Annotated in this window: 17 protein-coding genes; 13 read left to right on the top strand and 4 right to left on the bottom strand. The window is 65.8% G+C overall.

Annotated features, from left to right (window positions below):
• The first annotated feature begins 418 nt into the window (after positions 1-418).
• From ACJ7Z0_RS00395 to ACJ7Z0_RS00415, 5 genes are all read left to right on the top strand, one after another.
• Positions 419-3,877, top strand: coding sequence for an autotransporter outer membrane beta-barrel domain-containing protein (locus ACJ7Z0_RS00395; RefSeq protein ID WP_434788156.1), 3,459 nt, complete (start codon positions 419-421; stop codon positions 3,875-3,877).
• A gap of 113 nt (positions 3,878-3,990) precedes the next feature.
• Entirely contained in the window at positions 3,991-4,590 is a 600-nt protein-coding gene (locus ACJ7Z0_RS00400; protein WP_434788157.1) for a TetR/AcrR family transcriptional regulator, read from the top strand.
• 127 nt (positions 4,591-4,717) lie between these two features.
• On the top strand, positions 4,718-5,719 hold the full coding sequence (locus ACJ7Z0_RS00405) for an NADP-dependent oxidoreductase (RefSeq protein WP_434788158.1): 1,002 nt from the start codon (positions 4,718-4,720) through the stop codon (positions 5,717-5,719).
• 37 nt (positions 5,720-5,756) lie between these two features.
• A complete protein-coding gene (locus ACJ7Z0_RS00410; RefSeq protein WP_434788159.1) occupies positions 5,757-6,461 on the top strand; it encodes an SDR family oxidoreductase in 705 nt (234 codons plus the stop codon).
• A gap of 29 nt (positions 6,462-6,490) precedes the next feature.
• On the top strand, positions 6,491-7,459 hold the full coding sequence (locus ACJ7Z0_RS00415) for an alpha/beta fold hydrolase (protein WP_434788160.1): 969 nt from the start codon (positions 6,491-6,493) through the stop codon (positions 7,457-7,459).
• Positions 7,460-7,515: 56 nt separating this feature from the next.
• Here the strand turns inward: ACJ7Z0_RS00415 and ACJ7Z0_RS00420 are convergent, their stop codons facing one another.
• A complete protein-coding gene (locus tag ACJ7Z0_RS00420) occupies positions 7,516-8,898 on the bottom strand; it encodes an MFS transporter (protein WP_434788161.1) in 1,383 nt (460 codons plus the stop codon).
• A gap of 327 nt (positions 8,899-9,225) precedes the next feature.
• On the opposite strand from ACJ7Z0_RS00420, the gene ACJ7Z0_RS00425 reads away from it, so the two are divergent.
• From ACJ7Z0_RS00425 to ACJ7Z0_RS00435, 3 genes are read left to right on the top strand one after another with little or no spacing between them, the layout of a single operon-like run.
• Entirely contained in the window at positions 9,226-10,209 is a 984-nt protein-coding gene (locus ACJ7Z0_RS00425; protein WP_431121903.1) for an amidohydrolase family protein, read from the top strand.
• A 29-nt stretch (positions 10,210-10,238) separates the two neighbouring features.
• On the top strand, positions 10,239-11,108 hold the full coding sequence (locus tag ACJ7Z0_RS00430) for an intradiol ring-cleavage dioxygenase (RefSeq protein WP_434788162.1): 870 nt from the start codon (positions 10,239-10,241) through the stop codon (positions 11,106-11,108).
• Positions 11,109-11,112: 4 nt separating this feature from the next.
• Positions 11,113-12,174 carry a maleylacetate reductase gene (locus ACJ7Z0_RS00435; protein ID WP_434788163.1) on the top strand — a complete coding sequence of 354 codons (1,062 nt, stop codon included), beginning with the start codon at positions 11,113-11,115 and terminating at the stop codon, positions 12,172-12,174.
• Here ACJ7Z0_RS00435 and ACJ7Z0_RS00440 read toward each other — a convergent pair whose 3' ends face one another.
• Positions 12,175-13,128, bottom strand: a complete 954-nt coding sequence (locus ACJ7Z0_RS00440) for a LysR family transcriptional regulator (protein WP_434788164.1) — start codon at positions 13,126-13,128, stop codon at positions 12,175-12,177.
• Between the two features lie 24 nt (positions 13,129-13,152).
• Entirely contained in the window at positions 13,153-13,689 is a 537-nt protein-coding gene (locus ACJ7Z0_RS00445) for a MarR family winged helix-turn-helix transcriptional regulator (protein ID WP_434788165.1), read from the bottom strand.
• A 134-nt stretch (positions 13,690-13,823) separates the two neighbouring features.
• Between ACJ7Z0_RS00445 and ACJ7Z0_RS00450 the strand changes: the two genes are divergently transcribed.
• Positions 13,824-15,089, top strand: a complete 1,266-nt coding sequence (locus ACJ7Z0_RS00450) for an acyl-CoA dehydrogenase family protein (RefSeq protein WP_434788166.1) — start codon at positions 13,824-13,826, stop codon at positions 15,087-15,089.
• A gap of 15 nt (positions 15,090-15,104) precedes the next feature.
• Positions 15,105-15,650 carry a flavin reductase family protein gene (locus tag ACJ7Z0_RS00455; RefSeq protein ID WP_434788167.1) on the top strand — a complete coding sequence of 182 codons (546 nt, stop codon included), beginning with the start codon at positions 15,105-15,107 and terminating at the stop codon, positions 15,648-15,650.
• Positions 15,651-15,663: 13 nt separating this feature from the next.
• Here the strand turns inward: ACJ7Z0_RS00455 and ACJ7Z0_RS00460 are convergent, their stop codons facing one another.
• Positions 15,664-16,560 (bottom strand): LysR family transcriptional regulator, encoded by an 897-nt coding sequence (locus ACJ7Z0_RS00460; protein WP_434788168.1) that lies wholly within the window; start codon positions 16,558-16,560, stop codon positions 15,664-15,666.
• Positions 16,561-16,663: 103 nt separating this feature from the next.
• Here ACJ7Z0_RS00460 and ACJ7Z0_RS00465 point away from each other — a divergent pair, with 103 nt between their 5' ends.
• The 3 genes from ACJ7Z0_RS00465 to ACJ7Z0_RS00475 all read left to right on the top strand — a co-directional run bounded on the left by ACJ7Z0_RS00465 (position 16,664) and on the right by ACJ7Z0_RS00475 (position 19,842).
• Positions 16,664-17,041: a c-type cytochrome gene (locus ACJ7Z0_RS00465; RefSeq protein ID WP_434788169.1), complete on the top strand. Its 378-nt coding sequence runs from the start codon at positions 16,664-16,666 to the stop codon at positions 17,039-17,041.
• A gap of 64 nt (positions 17,042-17,105) precedes the next feature.
• Positions 17,106-17,579, top strand: coding sequence for a (2Fe-2S)-binding protein (locus ACJ7Z0_RS00470; RefSeq protein ID WP_434788170.1), 474 nt, complete (start codon positions 17,106-17,108; stop codon positions 17,577-17,579).
• A 13-nt stretch (positions 17,580-17,592) separates the two neighbouring features.
• Entirely contained in the window at positions 17,593-19,842 is a 2,250-nt protein-coding gene (locus ACJ7Z0_RS00475; protein ID WP_434788171.1) for a xanthine dehydrogenase family protein molybdopterin-binding subunit, read from the top strand.
• Positions 19,843-19,902: the final 60 nt, after the last annotated feature.

Genomic DNA, 19,902 nt, shown 5'->3' on the forward strand with positions numbered 1-19,902 from the left:
TCATCGAAGCAGCCCTCGGACCCTCGCCTCTTGAGGTGCTTGCCGACAATCCGGTCGATGACCTCAGCTGCTGTTCCTTGCCATCAATGCATGAGACAAGGTCGTCTGTGAAGGTCAGCGCGAACGTCGCTGGCCGGCATCATGAAGTCTGAGACACCTTCACCGGACCGTTCAGCTTTCCGAGAGCCACTGCACGGAGCGTCGGAGCGAGTACCAAATCGCGCGTCATTTGTGAACTAGTTAATGAAATGAGGGCTGGAGTTAACAATGGTTAACCCCAACCGGGCCCTTGTTACATATGCTCGCGCGCTCACGCTCGGCGCTCCGGCACAGAGGGCTTGTTCGGCAGAGGCCGTACTTCCTGATCTTGTTGGTACAGCGTCTCTACACCGCGGCGGCGGGACCCACCAGGAAGATCATGAACAGAGTTTTTCGCATCGTATGGAACGATGCTCTTGCGGCATGGACAGTCGTCTCGGAGTTGAGCAGAGGTCACGCGAAGGCAAGCAGCGCTGCCAGTGCGGCAGGTGCCGCGGTGGCCCTTGCTTTGGCGACCTTGTCCATGCCCGCCGCGGCAGATTGCGTGGCCGCGGGCACAGCCATCTCGTGCGGCCCGACAGGCGGAACACAGGGCACGACGGTCGGGGCCGGGCCAGCCACGGCTGACAACACCTCGGTGGATGTCCAACCTGGTGCATTGATCAGTACAGGCAACACCTCCGCGATCAGCCTTGGCAACAATGCCGTCATCACGATTCGCGGCGGCGCCACGGTCCAGAACAGTTCCGTCAACGGCAACAGCCAGTACCCGGGGGGCATCGGCGCCAATACCGTCGAGTTCAACAGCAACAGCACCCTCACCATCGAGCAGGGCGCCAACGTCTTCGCCGATGGAACCGCCGGCAATTCGGAGGCCGTCAATCCCGTCGGTAGCGGCAACACGATCATCAATCACGGCACCGTGCGGTCGACCAATGCGGCGATCTGGTTCCAGGCGAACTCGGGCAACAACACCATCCTGAACACCGGCACGATGGAAGCGGGCTATGTGGCGGGCAGCAGCAACCCTGGCACCGCGACGGTGTTCGGAGCCAACGGCACCTCGGCCGTCGATTTCACCAACAAGGGCAGCGTCATCGGATCGCTCAACTTCGCCAACGGAAACGATGCCTTGCATGTCTTCACGGGCTCGTCGATCACCGGCAACATCAATGGTGGTGGCGGCACCAACCTGCTCACGCTCAAAAGCGAAAATGGCGCCGCATCGACCTTTGCGCCCCTCTCCCTCGCCGGATTCCAGACGCTGCAGAGCAATGCCGGCATCTGGACCTTCAATGTCGCGCTGCCGGGCTCGGGCATCACCAGCACGACCGTGAATGGCGGCACCCTGATCCTGGGCGCCAACGCCAGCACCTACACGGGCAGCATGAATGTCGCAGGCCCGGGCGTTCTGCAAAGCACCGCGGAGTTCGCGCCCCAGGCGATCGGCAATGCAGGGCTCGTGCGCTTCGCCCAGCCGACCGACGCAACGTACAACGGGCTTGTCACCGGTTCCGGCGGCATCGAAAAGACCGGCGCGGGCGTCCTCACGCTGACCGCGGACCAGGCTTTCACCGGTCTCACCACCATTACCGCGGGAACGCTGCAGCTTGGCAACGGCGGCACCGCCGGCTCGGTGCAAGGCAACATCGTCGACAACGCGACGCTGACCGTGAACCGCTCGGACGCGCTGACGCTGTCGGGCACCATCAGTGGAAGCGGCGCACTCGTGCAGGCCGGCGTGGGCACCACGATCCTCACCGCCGACAACAGCTACACCGGCGGCACCACCATCAACGCGGGTACGTTGCAGCTCGGCAGTGGCGGCACCACCGGCAGCATCGTGGGCGACGTGGTGAACAACGCGACGCTGGTCGTCAACCGCTCGGATGCGCTGACGCTTTCGGGCACCATCAGCGGCACGGGCTCGCTCGTGAAGCAAGGCGCGGGCACCACCACGCTGACCGCGGCCAACAGCTACAGCGGCGGCACAGCGCTCAAGCAGGGCCGATTGAACGTCGGCAACAGCCTGGCGCTGGGCACCGGCACACTGGCAATGGACGACGGCACCACGCTCGGCTTCGTTGCCGACGGCCTGAACCTCGCCAACGCCATTGAGCTGACGGGCAACAACGATCCGATCATCGACACCGGCGCCTTCAGCGAAACGCTCAGCGGCAACATCAGCGGCGGTGGCTTCATCACCAAGCTGGGCAGCGGCACGCTCACGCTCTCAGGTACCAACACCCACACCGGCGCGACCAATGTGGCTGAAGGCACGCTCCGGGCCGGGGCCACCGGCTCCTTCAGCGCGGCCTCGGCGCACACCGTGGCAAGCGGCGCCACGCTCGACCTGGCCGGGTTCAGCCAGACGGTCGCTTCGCTGGCCAACAGCGGCACGGTCTCGACGGTGGGCAGCGCTCCGGGCACCACCCTCACTGTCAACGGCGCCTATGTGGGCAACAACGGCGTGCTGCGGCTGGGTACTTTCCTGGGCGACAGCTCCAGCGTGAGCGACCGGCTGGTGCTCGATGGTGCGAGCGCCTCGGCCAGCGGCAAGACCAGTGTGCAGATCACCCAGCTCGGCGGCCTGGGCGCGCTGACCACAGGCAACGGCATCGAGGTGGTCTCGGCGCTCAATGGCGCCACAACCACCGCGCAGACGAGCAAGGACGCTTTCGCCCTGAGCGGCGGCCATGTCGACGCAGGCGCCTACGAGTACCGCCTGCATGCGGCGGACGCGAGCGGCGCCGGCGAGAACTGGTACCTGCGCTCGACGACCACAGTGACGACGCCCACCACCACACCAACGACAGGCACGGGCGGTTCGGCGGGCGGCACCGCAGGCACGATCGCCGTGCAGGTGCCGACCTACCGTGCCGAAGTCCCGCTGCTGTCCGCGCTGCCCAGCAAGCTGCGCCAGATGGACCTGGCCATGATCGGCAACCTGCACCAGCGCATCGGCGACGATGATGTCAGGACGGCTGGCGTCGCTTCGAGCGGCAGTGAGCGCCGGGCCTGGGGCCGCGTGATCGCCGCCGACATCGACATCCACCAGCAAGGCACCGTCAACCCGCACAGCAAGGGCAACGTCAAGGGCTTCCAGGCCGGTACCGACCTGTTCGCCACATCGAACTGGCGCGCCGGTGTGTACGTCGGCCAGCTCGACGGCCGCATCCGGGTCAACGGCTTCGCGAGCGGCATCGCCGACTTGGCCGTCGGCTCCAACGACCTGCGCAGCCAGTACCTGGGCGCCTACGGCACCTGGACCGCCGACTCGGGCTTCTACGCGGACGCCGTGCTGCAGGCCGGACGGCACCGCTACACCGCCCAACCCCTGTCGACGCTGCGCAGCGGAGGCAAGGGCGACAGCCTGATGGCGTCCATCGAAGTGGGCCAGTCCTTTGCGTTGGGGGCGAGCGGCTGGAAGATCGAGCCGCAGCTGCAACTGATTCACCAGCATCTCGGGCTGGACGACATCGCGATCTCCGGTGCGCGCGTGCGGCAGGACAGCGACGACGGCTGGATCGGGCGCATCGGCGTGCGCCTGAAGGGCGAGATCTCCACGAGCCTCGGCATGCTGCAGCCTTACGGACGCTTCAACGTCTACAAGACAAGCGGTGGCGCCGACCTGACCCGCTTCATCGGACCCGCTGGCATGGCCGACATCACCGGCCGCACCGGCTCCACCTCCAGCGAACTGGCCGGCGGCCTCACGCTGGCGCTGAGCCAGACAACCAGCGTCTACGGCGAAGTCGGCAAGCTCTGGGCCTCCGGTGGCGACGCAAAGGTGAAGAGCACGGTGCAAGGCTCGCTGGGGCTGCGCATGAAGTGGTGAGCCGGTCGCTTCGTTGACCGAACCGCTTGGACTCCAAGCGGTTCGGTTCTCGCGGGTCATCCTTTCCATACGGACCGCGGAAAAATGCGCTGTACATATTCTGAAAAATACGTATGATACGCATCATGCCAACCGCAAAGCACAACGCCAGGACAGCCGCCAAGGAGGCCTCGCACGAGCGCATCGTGTCCGCGGCTGCCCGGGCGATCCGTCGCAGCGGCTACGACGGCACTGGTGTCGCCGACATCATGAAGGAGGCTGGCCTGACCCACGGCGCCTTCTACGCCCACTTTCCGTCCCGCGAGGCCATGCTGGCCGAAGCAGCGGCCCGGGCATGCGCCGAGACAGCCGCCGCGACCGCGGGCGTGGTTGCCAGCGTGCCGCCTGCGCAGGCCTTGAACTCCATGCTCCGCACCTATCTGTCGCCCGAGCACCTGGCGCAGGTGGAGCTGGGCTGCCCCCTGGCCGCGCTGGGCTCGGAAACCCCGCGCCAGGCGCCGGACGTGCGCCGCGTGACCACTCGGCACATCAAGGAAATGATCGATTTCGTCGCCCGCCAATCGCCGGACTGGGGTCAGCCTGCTGCCCACGAACGCGCACTCGTGACCGTCGCCACCATGGTGGGCACGTTGATGTTGGCGCGCGCGGTCGACGAACCCGCGCTGTCGGCCAGCCTGTGCGAGGCGGCGCTGAAGCACCTGCCTCCGCGCTGAATCCAGGTCGCGAAGCAGCGCCTTTTTTCTCGCTCATAAATATGATGATCATCATGCGACATGCAAAAAATGGCGCTTTCATGCCGAACCACTAACCACCCCTCGCCACACCGGAACAAGGAAAGACATGAAATCACTCACCTTCAAACGCTACGGCAAGTCGCCCGGGATCGGCTTCACCGACGTTCCCCGTCCCACGCTGAAGCCCGACGAAATGCTGGTTCAGGTCCACGCTGCGAGCGTGAACCCGATCGACAACATGATCCCGACCGGGCTCTTCAAAGCCGTCTTGAAGTTCGAGTTTCCGGCTACGCTGGGCAGCGACTTGGCTGGTGTGGTGACCGAGGTCGGCAGCCGCGTAACCCGCTTCAAGCCAGGCGATGCCGTCTTCGCCAACATCTTCGACTTGGGCACCGGCTCGATCGCCGAGTTCGCGGTGGTTCCGGAGAGCGCTGCCGCGCTGAAGCCGGCCAACCTGGACTTCGTGCAGGCCGCATCGATCCCGATGGTCGGGATCACCTCGTGGCAAGCGCTGAAGGAACGCGTCAATCTTCGGGCCGGCCAGAAGGTGTTCATTCCGGCAGGCTCCGGCGGCGTGGGCACCTTTGCGATCCAGCTGGCCAAGCACCTTGGCGCCCAGGTGGGAACGACCACCAGCACGGGCAACGTCGAACTGGTGCGCAGCCTTGGCGCAGACGAGATCGTCGACTACAAGAAGCAGGAATTCGAGAACGTGCTGCGCGGCTACGACGCGGTGCTTGGCACGGTCAGGGGTGATGCGATGGAAAAGTCCGTCGGCATCCTCAAGTCGCGGGGCGCCATGGTCTCCCTGGTCGGGCCGCTGGACGCGGCATTCGCTCGCGCCCGACGGCTGAACTTCGTCCTGACGTTCGTCTTCGCAATGATGAGCCGAAAGATCAAGCGCCTGGCGAAGAAGCAGGGCGTCACCTACTCGTTTCTCTTTGCCCGCCCCGATGGCAATCAACTCGCCGAGATCGGCGAACTCCTCAAGGCCGAGCGCATCCGGCCGGTGATCGACAAGGTGTTTCCGTTCGAGCAAGCCAAGGAAGCACTTGAATACCTCGCCCAGGGACGCTCCAGGGGCAAGGTCGTCGTCAAGGTGCGATAGCGGTATTGGTCCCCCTCTTTTTTATTTGGAGATTCCCATGAAGATCGAAAATTCCGTCGCCCTCGTCACGGGCGCCAATCGCGGCATCGGCCTGGCATTCGCACGCGATCTGCTCGCTCGCGGTGCCCGCAAGGTCTACGTGGGTGCACGCGACCCCGCGACGGTCACGCAAGCTGGTGTCCAGGCCCTGCGCCTGGACGTCAACAAGCCGGAAGACGTGGCAGCCGCCGCGGCGCTGGCGACCGACGTGACGCTGGTGATCAACAACGCAGGCATTGCCCAGCCCGGCGGCTTTCTCGCGGCCGACAGTGAAGAGATCGCACGGCGCATCTTCGAGACCAACTTCTTCGCCGTGCTGCGCGTGAGCAAGGCCTTCGCGCCGATTCTCAAGGCCAACGGCGGCGGCGCGCTGCTCAACGTCCTGTCGGTTGCCTCATGGATGAACGGCGGCGAGCTGGCCGCCTACTCGGCGAGCAAGTCCGCCGCGTGGTCGCTCACCAATGCGCTGCGCACCGAACTGTCGGCGCAGAAGACCCAGGTGCTGGGGCTGCACATGGCCTATGTCGACACCGACCTCACGCGCGGGTTCGATGTGCCCAAGTCGAGCGCGGAGGAGATCGTCGCGCGCGCGCTCGACGGGCTCGAAGCCGGTGCCGACGAGGTGCTGGCCGACGAAATCACCCAGCAGGTCAAGCGCGGGATGACGGCACCGCGGCCCAGCTACCTGCCGCAGGCGGCCTGAACCGTTCACGCATCCCAGGAGCTCATGCAATGCGTCATTCGTCCAAAGCCGCCGCGCTCGCTCTCGCGCTTGCGGCATCCGCCATTTCGCAGTCGGCCGGGGCAGTCGATGCTCCGGCCGACGGCGCGAAGCCTCGTGCGCCGGTGACGGCCCAGGTGCCGCGCGTCACCTGGGCCAACGTTCCCACGCAATCCATCTCCGCGGGCGGCATCGATTTCGCGTACCGCGAATTGGGAACGCAGAACGGCGGAACGCCCGTGGTGTTTCTGGTCCACCTGGCTGCCGTGCTGGACAACTGGGACCCGCGCATCATGGACGGCATTGCGGCCAGGCACCACGTGATTGCCTTCGACAACCGCGGCGTCGGGGCGACCAGCGGATCGCCGTCCAGTTCGATGGAGCAGATGGCGGATGACGCCATCACCTTCATCAAGGCGAAGGGGTTCGAGCAGGTCGACCTCTTCGGCTTCTCGATGGGAGGAATGATCGCCCAGGAGATCGTGCTCAAGGAGCCGCAACTCGTGCGCAAGATGATTCTCGCGGGCACGGGCCCCGCGGGCGGCGAGGGCATCAGCACGGTGGCCCGCATTGCGAATTACGACCTGCTGCGCGGCTTGTTCACCGGCCAGGATCCGAAGCAATTCCTGTTCTTCACCCGCACGCCCGGCGGCATCGAGGCGGGCAAGGCCTTTCTGCAGCGATTGAAGGAACGTCCGGAAAATCGCGACAAGGAAATCACGCTCACTGCCTACATGGCGCAGTTGCGGGCGCTTGGGGCCTGGGGCCGGAAAGAACCCGCCGACCTTTCGGTGGTGAAGCAACCCGTGCTCGTCGCCAACGGTGACGACGACCGGATGGTTCCCACGTCGAACTCGCACGACCTGGCGCGGCGGTTGCCCAACAGCACCCTGGTCATCTATCCCGATGCCGGCCACGGCGGCGTGTTTCAGTTTCACGCCGACTTCGTGCCCACGGCGCTCGAATTCCTCGCCCGTTAGGACTCCGGGACGCGTTCCCGCCAAAGGCAAGGAACCAGGCGGATCGCTTCAGCCGGTCAAGCGCGAGGCGTTCCGGGCACCCCCGCCAGTGCCTTGTCCAACGCGGCAACTGCCTCCGCCCGCTGCGCCGTGGCCGACGCCGACCGGTCGTGCTGGATGAGCAGCACCGCGACCATGCCGATGACCGCCGGAATCGCGATGGCGATGAAGTTCTGGTGCAGCGGGAGGTTCATGCCCACCAGCATGCCGATCAGGATGGGGGCCAGGATCGCGCCACTGCGGCCGACGCCCAATGCCCACCCGAGGCCGGTGGCGCGCACGGCCATCGGATAGAACTGCCCGGCATAGGCGTTGGCCACGATCTGCGTGCCGATGGTCGAGGCCCCGGCCAGCCCGATGAGAACGAAGAGCGCCGGCGTCGGCATCTTGTAGCCCAGCAGCGTGAGCGAAACGGCTGCCAGCGCATACATCCCCGCGAGCACGTACTTGATGTGGAAGCGGTCGGCGAGCCACCCGCCGCCGATGGCGCCAACCATGGCGCCGACATTCAGCACCAGGACGAAGGTCAGTGCCGAGCCGAGGCTGTAGCCCGCGCTCGCCATGAGCTTGGTGAGCCACGAACTCAGCGCGAAGACCATGAACAGGCACATGAAGAACGCGATCCAGAACATCACCGTGCTGAAGCCGCGGCCGTCGTAGAAGAGGTGCTTGATCGGCGCGCTGTCGGCCCGGTCCTTGGCCGGCACCACGAAGCTGTCGGTGGCCGACGGTTGATAGCTCGGGTCGAGGCGCGAGGCGATCTTCTTGAGTTCTTCTGTGCGGCCCTTGGCCAGCAGGAACGGCATCGATTCGGGCACCGACTTGAGAATGAGCGGAATCAACAGCACTGGCAGCCCGGCCGCGAAGAAGACCGATTGCCAGCCGTAGCTCTCGATGAGCCCTTTGCCGAGGATCGCCGCGATGATGCCTCCGACGGCATAGCCGCTGAACATCAGCGTCACGAGGGTGGACCGGATCTTCTTCGGTGAATATTCAGTCATCTGCGCCACCACGTTCGGCATCACGCCCCCGATGCCGAGCCCGGCCAGGAAGCGCATCGCGCTGAATGCGATGGGACTCTCGGCCAGCCCTGCCGCAGCGGTGAAGACGCTGAACAAGCCCACGCAGATGACGATTGCCCAGCGCCGGCCGATGCGGTCGGCAATGGTGCCCATGAAGATGGCGCCGAACATCATGCCGAAGAGCGCGGAGCTGACCATGAACCCGGCATTGGTCGCGTCGACGCCCATCTTCTTCATGATCGAAGGCAGTGCGATGCCGACCACCGCGAGGTCGTAGCCGTCGAACACGATGATGAGCGCGCACCAGAGCAGCACCAGCCCGTGGAAGCGGTTGAAGCGGGCATCGTCAGCCAGCTTGTGAAGGTCGATTTGACGCATGACTCTTGTCTCCGATTCGAATGGCAAAGATGCCTGTGCACCGCCCCGTCTCTCAACGGGAGTTGCAGAGCTGTGCGGCGATGCTTGCGATCATGGTCTTGCCGGCTCGGTGGGTCCAACGCATTTTCCGGATGCCCTTTATGCGGCCTGTGAATGTTGGGGCGGGTCTACCCACAGGTCGCGCCCACCCGGCGCCCGATGCTGCCCCCATGTGATCTCCGAATGCGCGCTATCACCGATCTTTGTTGGACCGTATCCCTCCGCTCTCATAGATTGACCGGCAGGTTGAGCGCCGTTGTGGCGCTGCCCCGCACCAAGGAGACAGGTATGCAAGGAAAGATCGGCCTCGAGGAACATTTCGCGATTCCTGAAACGCTGCAGGACTCGGCCGGCTTCGTGCCTGGCGCGTATTGGAAGGAGCTCAGCATGCGCCTGCTCGACCTTCATGACGTGCGCCTGCGCCAGATGGACGCGAACGGCATGGAGATGATGATCCTCTCGCTGAACGCGCCCGCGGTGCAGGCGGTGCCGGACCCCAAGAAAGCGTATGAGCTTGCGGTGCGCGCCAACGACTTTCTTGCCGAGCAGGTGGCGAAGCGGCCCGACCGCTTCCAGGCCTTCGCCGCCCTGCCGATGCAGGACCCCGACAAGGCCACGCAGGAACTCGAGCGCTGCATGACCGAGCTCGGCTTTCGCGGTGCGCTGGTCAATGGCTTCTCGCAGGTCGGCACGCCCGACAACGTCGTCTACTACGACGCGCCGCAGTACGCATCGTTCTGGGCCGCGGCCGAGCGGCTCGACGCGCCCTTCTATCTGCATCCGCGCAATCCGCTCGCGAGCTGGGCGCAGATCTACGAAGGTCACCCATGGCTGCTCGGCCCCACATGGGCCTTTGCACAGGAAACCGCCGTTCACGCGCTGCGCCTGATGGCAAGCGGCCTCTTCGATCGGCATCCGGGTCTCAAGATCATCCTCGGCCACCTCGGCGAAGGGCTGCCCTACAACATGTGGCGCGTCGATCATCGCAACGCCTGGGTCGAGGCGCCCAAGACCTATCCGGCCAAGCGCAAGCTGTGCGACTACTTCAATGAAAACTTCTACCTCACGACATCGGGCAACTTCCGCACCCAGACGCTGATCGATGCGATGCTGGAGATCGGATCGGACCGGATCCTGTTCTCGACCGATTGGCCGTTCGAGAATGTCGACCATGCGTCGAACTGGTTCAACGACGCCAGCATCAGCGAGGCCGACCGCAAGAAGATCGGACGCACCAACGCGTTGTCGCTGTTCAAGCTGCCGCAATCCTGAGCCGCCCCGGAAAGGCAAGGTTGCTACCAATGATCGACATCGACGAGTGGACCATCACCAGCGCCGCGCTGAAGGCGCAAGGCGCAACGCCCAACCCGCGCCTGAAGACCGTGATGGACAGCCTGGTGCGGCATCTGCACGACTTTGCGCGCGAGGTGCAGCTCACCGAAGCCGAGTGGTCCCGCGGCATCGACTTTCTCACGGCCGTCGGAAAGATCACCGACGAAAAGCGCCAGGAGTTCATCCTGTTGTCCGACGTGCTGGGCCTGTCGACGCTCGTCACCGCCCAGTGCAACCGGCGCCCGACGGGCTGCACCGAGGCGACGGTGTTCGGGCCCTTCTACGTGCCCGACGCGCCGGAGTACAAGCACGGCGACGACATCTCCAACGGCGCGAGCGGCGAACCCTGCTTCGTCGGCGGAACCATCCGCGGGATCGATGGCGAGCGCATCGCCCATGCAAGCATCGACGTGTGGCAGTCCGACGATGAGGGCTGGTACGACGTGCAGCGCCCCGAGCTGGACCATGCGCAGGGTCGGGGCCATCTGGAGAGCCTCGAAGACGGGCGCTACCACTTCAAGTCCATCGTGGCCGTGCCCTACCCCATTCCCCACGACGGCCCGGTCGGCCAGATGCTGGAGCAACTCGGGCGCCATCCGTGGCGTCCCGCGCACCTGCATTTCATGATCAAGGCGACGGGCTACGAGACGCTCATCACCCATGTGTTCCGCGCGGGCGGCAGCTATCTGGAATCGGACGCCGTGTTCGGCGTGCGCTCCTCGCTCATCGCCGACTGGAAGCGCCACGAGCCCGGCTTCGCTCCCGACGGCACGCGAATGGAGGTACCGTTCTACACACTCGACTACGACTTCGTCTTGAACAGCGTGCCGAGGGACTAGACGCATGGACCGATTCGTCTACACCGCGAGCGCTTCGCGCATCGTCTTCGGCGCCGACAGCATCGACCAGCTTCCGGCGGAGATCGAGCGCCTGGGTGCCCGGCGTGCGCTCGTTTTGTGCACGCCCAACCAACGCGGGCAGGCCGAGGCCATTGCCGACCGGCTTCCCGGCCGCGTCGCATTCATCTTCGACGAAGCGGCCATGCACGTGCCGATCGAGATCGCGCGCAAGGCGCGCGCACTCGCCTCCGAGTTGAAGGCGGACTGCGCCCTGGCCGTCGGAGGCGGCTCCACCATCGGTCTCGGCAAGGCCATTGCGCTGGAGTCGGGGCTGCCCATCATTGCGGTGCCGACGACCTATGCGGGGAGCGAAGTAACGCCCATCTACGGCATCACGGAAGGCGGCCTCAAGAAGACCGGGCGCGATCCGCGCGTGCTTCCGAGCGTGGTGGTCTACGACCCCAAGCTCACGCTGTCGCTGCCCCTGGATCTGACGGTCACGAGCGCGATCAATGCCATGGCGCACGCGGCGGAGGGCCTCTACGCCCACGATGGAAATCCCGTAGTCGCGTTGATGGCCGAAGAGGGAATCCGCGCCTGCGCTGCGTCGCTGCAACCGCTTCGAGACAACCCGCACGATCTGCCGGCACGCAGCCTGGCGCTCTACGGTGCCTGGCTGTGCGGCACGGTGCTGGGGGCCGTGTCGATGGGCCTGCACCACAAGCTGTGCCACACCCTGGGCGGCACCTTCGACTTGCCGCATGCGCAAGTGCATACGGTGGTTCTTCCGCATGCGCTCAGGTACAACGCCGGCTCGGCGCCGGAAGCCATGGCCCGCATCGCGAGAGCGCTCGGCGTTGCGGATGCGCCCATGGGGTTCTTTGAACTGGCAAGAATGCATGGCGCGCCGGTGTCGCTGAAGTCGATCGGCATGCCCGCCAACGGGCTTGAAAAAGCGGCCGAGCTGGCGGCGTCGAACCAGTACCCGAATCCACGGCCGCTGGAAATAGCGGCGCTGCGCGCCTTGCTCGACCAAGCATGGGACGGCGCGCCACCAACGCCCTGATCACTTGCTCCGCGTCTGCGACACGGGCTCGCGGCTCGATCGCTCGTGAAAGAGTCCGAAGATCAGCTCGCGCAGCCAGCGGTTGCCGCTGTCCTGGTGAAACCGCTCGTGCCACTGCTGGCGAATCTCGAAGGGCCTGACCTCGAAGGGCGCTTCGACGCTGCGCAGGTCCGCGCGCGTTGCCACCATCGCCTTGGCAAGGCGTGCCGGCGCGGTCAGCAGCAGGCCCGACGTGGCGACGATCGACGTCAAGCCCAGCGAGTGGGCGGCGGTGAGAACCACCCGCCGCCGATCGAGCGCGCCTGCCCTGTCCAGGGTTTGCTGAAGCTGCGAATCGGTCGTTCCCTGGGGCCGGTACGCGATGTGTTCGGCCGCGAGGTAGTCGTCGAGCTCGATGCGCTCGCGCGCGCCCAGCGGTGACGCCTTCGACATCAGCACCACGAAGGTCTCGTCGAACAGCCGCTGCTGGTAGAACGAAGGCCCCATCGATTCCCAACTGCCGAGCGCGATGTCGATCTGCCCGTGCAGCATTCGCTGCCGGGCATCGGCCATGGAAACGTCCACGGTTTCGAAGCGGACGCCGGGCGCGATGCCGCGTGCGACGGACAGCAGCTCGGGCATCATGACCAGTTGCCCGATGTCGTTGACCGCAATCCGGAACGTGCGGCTCGATGTCTCCGGCTCGAAGGTCCGGCCCTGGTCGACAGCCTGCGCCAGGCAGGCGATGCCTTCCTCGATGGGCGCGATGAGCCGCTCGGCGACGGGGGTGGGGACCATCCCGTCCGCCGTGCGCACGAACAGCGCATCGTTGAAGCGTTCGCGCATGCGCTTGAGCGCGTTGCTCACCGCCGATTGCGTCATGCCGAGGCGGTCGCCCGCGAGCGTGACGCTGCGCGTGGCGTAGATCGCCTGGAACACCAGGAAAAGATTCAGGTCAATGGAGTTGATGTTCACCGCGTCGCCTCCTTCGCCGAGCCGTCATTCGTTGTCCAGGACTGCCAGGTTGTCATAGACCATCCGAAGCATGTCCCGGAGGGACTCGGCCTGCGCGGCAGTCAGCCCGGACAACGATACGCGCTCGTACACCTGGGCCAGGGGAATGATGCGCAGCGTGAGATCGCGTCCCGCCTCGGTCAGGCTCAGCGCGAGCGCGCGGGCATCCTCGTCCGACCGGTCGCGCACCAGCACGCCGCGCTGCAGAAGTCCGTCGACCACGCGGGAGAGCGTGGAAGGGTCCGTCGATGTGTGCAGCGCCAGGTCGGAGAGCCGCTGATGCGCCTTGTGGTGCAGCGCGACGCAGACCCGCCATTCGGTCAGCGAGAGCCTGAACTGCTTGAGTTCCTTGCTGAACGATTGCCCCATTCGCATACCTGCGCGTGCAAGCAGGTACGGAATGGCTCGCTCCAGATCGTGGTCCGGCAATTTGTCTGCAACTACATTCAATTTAGGGGGCACCTCGGTGCGGATTTTCCGTACCTCCCGAGGCTCCGCCGACGGTGATTTTCTTGTGGCCATGCTGAATGCTACAGGCAGATTCCGCAGCGGATATAGCGTAAACCCCAAGCAATTATTAGTTGCGTTTGCAAGTTTTATGGACTTCAATCGAGGCCTTCGCTATCGCGTTCCCCTCAAATTATCTGGAGACCACCATGACTGAAGCCGCGAACCCGTTTGCTCAACTCAACCGCGTCGACCTCCCCGCTCCGGCTCGAAAGTCACCCGTGAAGGACGCTCCTTCAATCGAAACAATAGCTGCATCTGCAAGCAATTTGGTGCCCATGCTGCGAGAGCGGGCCCAACGCACCGAGCAGGACCGCCGCGTTTCCGAAGAAACCACGCAGGCATTCCACGATGCAGGCTTCTTCAGGCTGATGCAGCCTGCACGCTACGGCGGCTACGAGTACGGGTTCACCGCGTTCATCGACGTGGTCAGCGAACTGGCGCGGGGCTGCACGTCGTCGTCATGGGGCTGCTCGCTGGGCGCCATTCACCAGTGGCTGGTCGCCATCTTTCCGGAAGAGGCGCAGGACGACGTCTGGCGCAAGGACCCGAGCGCGATCGTCTGCGGCTCGTATGCGCCGGCAACCATGGCCGAGAAAGTCGATGGCGGCTACCTCGTGCAAGGCAAGTGGCTCTTCGCGTCCAACGTGGACAACTCGCAGTGGGCACTGCTGGGCGTTCAGTTTCCGCCCGAAGAAAAAGGCGCCCCGCCGACGGCCGGCTTTCTGCTTGCGCCGCGGTCGGATTGGGCCATCGAGGACAACTGGCACGTGGCCGGCCAGGCGGGTACGGGGTCCAAGGCGATCGTCATCGACAAGCCGACCTTCATTCCGGGGCACCGCAAGCTGACCTTCGCGGAGGCTTCGTCCAACGCCCCGCCCGGCGCCAAGGTCAACGCAAATCCGATCTACCGCATTCCCTTTCTTTCGGCGGTGCCGGTTTGCCTTGTGTCGCCCATCATCGGCACCGCGCAAGGCGCGGTCGACGAGCTGATCGAGCTGGCCGGCACGCGGGTCACCCGGGGCGCCGTTGCCGGAGGCGGCAGCAGGCTGAGCGAATTCTTTCCCGTGCAGTCGCGCCTGGCCGAAGCCTCGGCCAGCGTCGATGCGGCGCGGCTCCTGCTCTACCGGGACACCGCACAGGTGGAGCAGATGGCCGTCGACGGCCACGTCATCAGCGTCGAGCAGCGCATCCGCAATCGGCGCGACCATGCCTTTGCCGCGCGACTCTCGCGCGATGCCGTCGAGGCGGTGTTCGCCAGCGTGGGCGGTGCGGGCCTGTCGCTGAACCAGCCGATCCAGCGCATGTGGCGCGACACCAATGCGATCTCTCGCCACATCAGCCTCAACTGGGATGCGGTGTCTTCGATGGTCGGGCAATACCTGCTCGGCCTGGAGCCCAAGGGCCAGTACTGATCGGGGGCGCCGGCCATGTACTCCTGGGCTCTCATCACGGGCGACGCGGCCGAGTCGGTCGATGCCCGCCAACTGCGTCAGGCGCTTGGCGCCTTTCCCACGGGGGTGTGCCTCGTGACCACCACCACGCCGGACGGCAAGCGCGAGGGCATGACGATCAACTCGTTCGCCTCGGTGTCGCTGGATCCGCCATTGATCCTGTGGAGCATCCGCGACGACACGCGCAGTGCCGATGCGTTTCTCGCAACCCGGCCGTTCAACCTCAGCGTGCTGACCGCCGAGCAGCGCGACCTGGCCTGGCATTTCGCCAAACCGGCGGCGGACAAGTTCGAACGTTTTGCAGGAGCGTTCGAGACCGGTTCCAACGGATGCGCGCGGCTCGTCGAGAGCGTCGCAACCTTCGAATGCTCGACCTACTCGCGCCACCAGGAGGGTGATCACACCATCATCCTCGGCCGCGTGGAGCGCTTCTCCCGGACGGACACGCCGCCTCTGCTCTTTCATTCAGGGCAGATGGGGTCGCTGTGGGAGCTTGCCGAAACCCTGGCGCGGCCGCGCTGAAGCCGTCGCTCGCTCAATGCCTGTGCCGGCCGACGTACTCGATCAACGCCTTCAGCTTCGAAGGCTGGTCGTGCCGGCTCGGGTAGTAGAGATGGAAGCCCGGAAAGGTCGGTGAGAAAGCCGTCAGCACGCGCTTCAACCGCTTGGCCCGGAGGTGGGGACGGGCCAGCTGCTCGAAGGTGTAGGCCAGCCCGACGCCTTCGAGCGCAGCGTCCAGGCCGAACATCGTGTCGCTGAGGGTGAGGTTGCCCGCGATGTCGTAGTCCACCAGCTGGCCGTCCACCTCGAACTCCCACTTGTAGATCGCCCCCGTGGCGGCAAAGCGAAAGCGGATGCAGTTGTGGCGCACGAGATCATCCGGGTGCCGAGGCGCCGGCACTCGCTGCAGGTACTCGGGCGAAGCCACCACCGCAACGGCGACGGGCCCGCCGATGGGCACGGCCACCATGTCGCGATGAATGCTCTCGCCAAAGCGGATGCCCGCGTCGAATCCCTTCTCGACGATATCGACGAAACCTTCGTCATTCGTCAGCTCGAGGTGCACATGCGGGTTGGCGCGGAGAAAGCCATCCAGCAGAGGGCGCAGTACCAGCGCGGTTGAAACCCGCGCGGCATTCAGCCGCAAGGTGCCGGAAGGCCGGCCCTGGAGAGCGTTCAGCTCGTCGCCCGCATCGATGACCTGCCCGAGTGCCGGACCGACACGCGCCAGGTAAGCCTCGCCCGCTTCCGTGAGGCTCACGCTTCGCGTGGTCCGGTTCAACAGGCGCACGCCCAGTCGCGCCTCGAGTTGCCGGATGGCCTGGCTCAATGCGGAGGGCGACACCGCCAGGTCCGCGGCGGCCGCGGTGAACCCGCCATGTTCCGCAACCTTCCAGAACGCCATCAATCCGTCGAGTTGGTTCAGCTTCATACTTTGAAGCTTAACTTCACACGGTTTGCAGCATTGCCCCATTTTTCTTTCAGATGCATGTTCGTACAGTCTGCGCACCCACAGCCCACGAAAGACCAAAGACATGGCAAGAGCACGCACAACGCGAGCCGCGGCCGAGCGCACCACAGCCGTTCGGCATTCCCTTGCGGCGACTCTCGCCGCAGTGGTTGCGACCTGCGCGGGCATCGCATCGCCGACCAACGCCGCGGCCAGCCAGGCGTTAGCGCAGAAGTACACATGCGTCGCGTGCCATCAACCCGCGACGAAAGGGGTTGGTCCATCGTGGCAGGACATCGGGGCGAAATACGGCGACGGCAAAGGAACGGCCGCGCAACTTGCGGCCAGCATCAAGGCCGGCAGCTCGGGCAAGTGGGGTTCCATGCCGATGCCCCCGCAAGCGCAAGTTCCCGATGCGGATCTGCAGGCGCTCGCGCAGTGGCTCGCTGATGGCGCCAGGTAGCCGCCGCATCGCTTCTGATTTTTTCTCTCTTTCTTTCATTCCTCCCACCTTCGGAGATCCGCCCATGAGCGCGCTCAACGTCAACGGCCGAAACCACACAGTCGACGCCGACCCCGGCACCCCCATCCTCTGGGCCCTGCGCGACACGCTGGGCATGACCGGCACCAAGTTCGGCTGCGGTGCCGCGCTGTGCGGCGCCTGCACCGTGCACCTGGACGGCCAGGCCATCCGCTCGTGCATCACGCCCATCTCCGCGGCCGAGGGCAAGAAGATCGTCACCATCGAAGCCGCGACCGATGGCAGCGACCCCATCGGTGCCGCCGTGCACACGGCATGGGTCAAGCATGACGTGGCGCAGTGCGGCTACTGCCAGAGCGGCCAGATCATGAGCGCCACGGCATTTCTCAAGTCGCAGCCCAAGGGCAAGCAACCCACCGCCGCCGAGATCGATGGCGCCATGGCCGGCAACATCTGCCGCTGCGGTACCTACGCACGCATTCGCGCCGCGGTGGCCGATGCCGCCCGAGCCCTCGCCTGAAAGAGCACCCACCATGTTGCCCACCCACATCGACCCCAGCGAACTGCCGCGCGCGCTGCAGCGCCTCATGACCGCGGGCCAATCCGACGAAGCCGCCACGCTGCCGCGCCGCAGCTTCCTGAAGCTAGCCGGCGTCGGCGGCCTGGCGATCGGCGCGTTTCCGCACCTGGCCATGGCACAGGCTGATGGCGCGGCAAAGCCGGCCGGCGCGCTCAAGCCCACGCAGCAACCGCTGGCCTTCGTGCAGATCGCGGCCAACGGCGAAGTCACCGTGACCCACAACCGGCTTGAATTCGGCCAAGGGGTGCAAACGGGCCTGCCGATGATCCTGGCCGAGGAGCTCGATGCCGACTGGAGCCTGGTGCGCAGCAAAAGCGGCACCAACGACCCGGCCTACCACGATCCGATCTTCGGCATGCACCTAACGGGCGGCTCCAACTCGATCAAGAACAGCTTCACGCAGTACCGCGAGCTCGGCGCGCGCGCGCGGGCCATGCTGCTGTCCGCGGCTGCGGCGCGATGGAAGGTCGACGTGGCCACGCTGCGCACGCAGGCCGGCACGGTGCTGGGCCCGGGCGGCCGCACGCTGGGCTACGGCGAACTGGCCGAAGCGGCGATGGCACTGCCCGTGCCCGAGAAGGTCGCGCTGAAGGACCCGAAGGATTTCAAGATCATCGGCCGCCCGACCACGCGCCTCGATGCGCGCGCCAAGAGCAGCGGGCGCCAGGACTTCGGCATCGACGTCAAGCATCCGGGCCAGCTCACGGCCGTGGTCGCGCACCCACCGGTGTTCGGTGCGCGCCTGAAATCGGTCGATGACAGCGCGGCGCGTGCCGTGAAGGGCGTGAAGGCCGTGCTGCGCGTGCCGCTGGACCGCGGCGCCGAAGGCGTGGCCGTGGTGGCCGACGGCTACTGGCCCGCCAAGCTCGGGCGCGATGCGCTGAAGCTGCAATGGGACACGGCCGCCGTCGAGAAGGTCGACAGCGACAAGCAGCTGGCGCAATATCGCGAACTGGCCTCGAAGCCGGGTCCGCGCAAGTTCGACGCCGACATGGCGCCGCTGGCCAAGGCACCCCATCAGCTCGAAGCCGAGTTCGTGTTCCCGTACCTCGCCCATGCGCCGATGGAGCCGCTCAACTGCACGGTCAAGCTGTCGGGCGACCGCGCCGAACTGTGGGTTGGCACACAGTCCGCAGGGCTGGATGCGGCGGCGGCCGCACGCGTGCTGGGCCTCAAGCCCGAACAAGTGAGAGTGAATGTACAGATGGCGGGCGGTGGCTTCGGCCGGCGCTTCGTGGGCTCGAGCGATTACGTGGTCGAGGCCTGCGAGATCGCCAAGGCCGCGCGCACTGCCGGCCTGAACGCACCGGTGCGCCTGCTCTGGAGCCGCGAGGACGACATCAAGGGCGGCTACTACCGCCCCATGCACCTGCACCGCGCGCGCATCGGCTTCGACGAGCGCGGCAAGGTGCTGGCCTGGGACCACGTCATCGTGGGCCAGTCCATCACCACGGGCACGGTGTTCGGCGAGTTCCAGGTGAAGAACGGCATCGACGCCACGGCCACCGAGGGCATGCGCGATCCGTACCCGCTGCCGATGCGCCTGACCGTGCACCACCCCAAGCTCAACGTGCCGGTGCTGTGGTGGCGCAGCGTGGGCTCCACGCACACCGCGTTCGTGATGGAGACCTTGCTCGACGAGATCGCGCGCAGCACCAAACAGGACCCGGTGGCCTACCGCATGCAGCTCTTCGGCGACAAGCACCCGCGCCACCGCGCTGCCTTGCAACTGGCGGTGGACCAGAGCGGTTACGGCAAGAAGCAGCTGCCCGCCGGCCGCGCCTGGGGCGTGGCCGTGCACGAGTCCTTCGAGTCCGTGGTCGCCTATGTGGTCGAAGCCTCCGTCAAGGACGGCCAGCCGGTGCTGCACCGGGCCACGGCAGGCGTGCATTGCAACCTGGCCGTCAACCCTCGCAGCGTCGAAGCCCAGGTGCAGGGCGCCGCGGTCATGGGCCTGTCGATGTGCCTGCCCGGTGGCGCCATCACGCTGAAGGACGGTGTCGTGCAGCAGGGCAACTTCGGCGACTTCACCGTGGCGCGCATCACCGACATGCCCGAGTTCGCCGTGCACGTCGTGCCCAGCGCGGAGCCGCCGAAGGGCATCGGCGAGCCGGGCCTGCCGCCGCTGGCGCCTGCCTTCGCGAACGCCATTGCGCAGCTCACCGGCAAGCCGATGCGGCAGCTGCCTTTCAACTTGGCCTGACGACGGCGGTGGGCCTGTGAAATTGCGCGCTCTGAAGCGCTATATCCGTGAGCTTGACCA

This window comes from Variovorax palleresanus (assembly GCF_051144945.1).
In the GTDB taxonomy this organism is placed as follows: domain Bacteria; phylum Pseudomonadota; class Gammaproteobacteria; order Burkholderiales; family Burkholderiaceae_C; genus Variovorax; species Variovorax paradoxus_S.

Excerpts from the sequence above, each read along its gene's own strand:
- ACJ7Z0_RS00450 (WP_434788166.1), top strand. The coding sequence starts at position 13,824 with ATGACTGAAGCCGCGAACCCGTTTGCTCAACTCAACCGCGTCGACCTC.
- ACJ7Z0_RS00465 (WP_434788169.1), top strand. The coding sequence starts at position 16,664 with ATGGCAAGAGCACGCACAACGCGAGCCGCGGCCGAGCGCACCACAGCC.
- ACJ7Z0_RS00460 (WP_434788168.1), bottom strand. The coding sequence starts at position 16,560 with ATGAAGCTGAACCAACTCGACGGATTGATGGCGTTCTGGAAGGTTGCG.
- ACJ7Z0_RS00430 (WP_434788162.1), top strand. The coding sequence starts at position 10,239 with ATGATCGACATCGACGAGTGGACCATCACCAGCGCCGCGCTGAAGGCG.
- ACJ7Z0_RS00475 (WP_434788171.1), top strand. The coding sequence starts at position 17,593 with ATGTTGCCCACCCACATCGACCCCAGCGAACTGCCGCGCGCGCTGCAG.
- ACJ7Z0_RS00445 (WP_434788165.1), bottom strand. The coding sequence starts at position 13,689 with ATGGCCACAAGAAAATCACCGTCGGCGGAGCCTCGGGAGGTACGGAAA.
- ACJ7Z0_RS00425 (WP_431121903.1), top strand. The coding sequence starts at position 9,226 with ATGCAAGGAAAGATCGGCCTCGAGGAACATTTCGCGATTCCTGAAACG.
- ACJ7Z0_RS00410 (WP_434788159.1), top strand. The coding sequence starts at position 5,757 with ATGAAGATCGAAAATTCCGTCGCCCTCGTCACGGGCGCCAATCGCGGC.
- ACJ7Z0_RS00420 (WP_434788161.1), bottom strand. The coding sequence starts at position 8,898 with ATGCGTCAAATCGACCTTCACAAGCTGGCTGACGATGCCCGCTTCAAC.
- ACJ7Z0_RS00405 (WP_434788158.1), top strand. The coding sequence starts at position 4,718 with ATGAAATCACTCACCTTCAAACGCTACGGCAAGTCGCCCGGGATCGGC.
- ACJ7Z0_RS00415 (WP_434788160.1), top strand. The coding sequence starts at position 6,491 with ATGCGTCATTCGTCCAAAGCCGCCGCGCTCGCTCTCGCGCTTGCGGCA.
- ACJ7Z0_RS00455 (WP_434788167.1), top strand. The coding sequence starts at position 15,105 with ATGTACTCCTGGGCTCTCATCACGGGCGACGCGGCCGAGTCGGTCGAT.
- ACJ7Z0_RS00470 (WP_434788170.1), top strand. The coding sequence starts at position 17,106 with ATGAGCGCGCTCAACGTCAACGGCCGAAACCACACAGTCGACGCCGAC.
- ACJ7Z0_RS00435 (WP_434788163.1), top strand. The coding sequence starts at position 11,113 with ATGGACCGATTCGTCTACACCGCGAGCGCTTCGCGCATCGTCTTCGGC.
- ACJ7Z0_RS00395 (WP_434788156.1), top strand. The coding sequence starts at position 419 with ATGAACAGAGTTTTTCGCATCGTATGGAACGATGCTCTTGCGGCATGG.
- ACJ7Z0_RS00400 (WP_434788157.1), top strand. The coding sequence starts at position 3,991 with ATGATACGCATCATGCCAACCGCAAAGCACAACGCCAGGACAGCCGCC.